The organism is Tenacibaculum agarivorans, assembly GCF_001936575.1.
Taxonomy (GTDB): domain Bacteria; phylum Bacteroidota; class Bacteroidia; order Flavobacteriales; family Flavobacteriaceae; genus Polaribacter; species Polaribacter agarivorans.
The window spans coordinates 1-1,950 of sequence record NZ_MSMP01000086.1 but is presented as its reverse complement, the minus strand read 5'-3'; the positions used below and the strand labels follow the sequence as shown (position 1 = coordinate 1,950).

The following is a 1,950-nucleotide window of genomic DNA, read 5'->3' as shown; positions in this document are numbered from 1 at the left end:
TCACGATTATTAAAACCCATCAAATCCTCCACCCGGTGGCTCTGGCGAAGCTGCCTGGGCTTTCTTTGGATTTAATATTAAATAAGTCCCTAATGCCGTTAAAGCTGTGTATTTTCCATATTTCCCTAACTTTTGTAAGGCTTCTTTTCTTGTGATTTCTTCTTTCTTTGTATTATTATCTTTCATGATCTATATGATTCTTTACGCTATATTATTCTAAAATGATTTTTTTGGTGATGCTTCCTAATCCTGCTTCTAACTTAACAATGTAAACTCCTGCTGAAGATCTTGGTAAACTAATTACACTTGATCCATTTGAAGTTATTGCTGTACTTAATACTTCTTGTCCTGCAATTGAGTACATACTAACTGTAGCCTGCGTTTGTAAACCTGCTATGGTTAATTCTCTCTTTGCTGAAGTATAGATTTTTACATTGGTAATATCTTCTGTGATATCATCAGTGCTTAATTGTTGTGAAATGGTATGGATATAGAATCTCCCTACACCACTAATCTTTGAAGTAGAAGTAATGGTATAATTTGATCCATTATCTAATCTAGTAAAGCTTCCCTTTTCTTGATCTTCTAAATACACCTCAACTCCTGATGGTAAGTTTTCACTAGTTAAAGAAAATGCTACTGAAGTATTCTCCTCTAATTGTAATCCTACTGGAACAACCATAGTCTCATAACCAGAATCTGGTAACGATTGTACTGTAAAGTCTTCTATAGATCCTTCTAATAAGTGAGTATACACATCAAAACTCGCTCCTCCAAAGTTTCCAACATCATAACCTGGATCTAAACCTTTAGTAGCTTTTGAAAAATACTTAATCCCTGTAGTTACTGAAACATTGTTTGAAGTCGCTACTAACTCTATAGATGGAGTAGTGTTTGTGTTTGTGATTCCTCTACTCACTATTACAGGTGCTGCTTCTGTTAATCGTTGATCTTGATCTAAAGTAACAGAAATTGGACTAGCACTTGCTCCTGTTCTAATAAAGAATCCTTCTCCTGGTGCTACTGTACTTGCATCACTTACTAAAGAATTCGCTACATATTTCCCTTGTGCATTATCCCAAACATAAGCCGCTACAAAAGCAGCGTCCATTACTGCTGAGTTATCGGCTATAAAATTATCCCCTGAGTTTTCGTTTAAGGGTAAAAATGCTGTAAATGGATTTCCTATAGCATTCCATTCTGAAGCTACAACTGACTTTGCTACTGAACTAGTTTCTAAAGTTCCTGTAAAAGTAACCGATCCATCAGTAGCTCTAGAGACTGCATAACTTCTACCTTGTTCAAAGGTTAATGCGGTAGTTGCTAAATCAGTGGCTGTATAATACACCCACTTTGAACCATCTGCATTACTATCATCATAATAGGCAATAGCATATCGATTTGGAGAGGCAGTAGTATTCACTCTGATATCATTAGCAGCATTCTCTGCAAATTCTTTAATGCTTTGTCCAACTACTGGGCTACTAACAACATGCCACTCATTCGCCACTAAACCTCCTCGTAAATAGGTTACTGTTCCTGATCCTGAAGCAGTACCTTTAACAAGTAAAGCACTACTATTCGATGCTCCTGAATTTAACGTTACAGTTCCATTATTTACAAAATTACCATCTACTTGAGCACTAGACATGTCTAAAAGCACTAATGATGAAGAAGCTTCTACTGTTAAATCATCCATTTGAGCTGAAGTTCCTATTCCAATAACTGGGCTATTCGCTACGTTTGGAATAGTAAGATCATAAGTAGTCTCTGGTAATACATTGATATCCCAGTTCCCTGCTGTAGACCAATCTGAATCTGTAGCTCCTGTCCATATTGCTGAAGTAATAATTACGGCTCCACTTGAATCAAAAGAATCTGAAGTATTGTCGATTTGAGTTCCTGGGTGATCTGCACAGTTCGCAGGAACATCTGCTTGTCCCGATCCTG

2 protein-coding genes are annotated in these 1,950 nt (G+C 36.9%); both read right to left on the bottom strand.

What is annotated here, in order from left to right:
• Positions 1–9: 9 nt before the first annotated feature.
• Entirely contained in the window at positions 10–186 is a 177-nt protein-coding gene (locus BVC87_RS23730) for a hypothetical protein (RefSeq protein ID WP_200799232.1), read from the bottom strand.
• Positions 187–211: 25 nt separating this feature from the next.
• The coding region (locus BVC87_RS22930) for a T9SS type A sorting domain-containing protein (RefSeq protein ID WP_075344720.1) at positions 212–1,950 on the bottom strand (1,739 nt) is incomplete at its 5' end.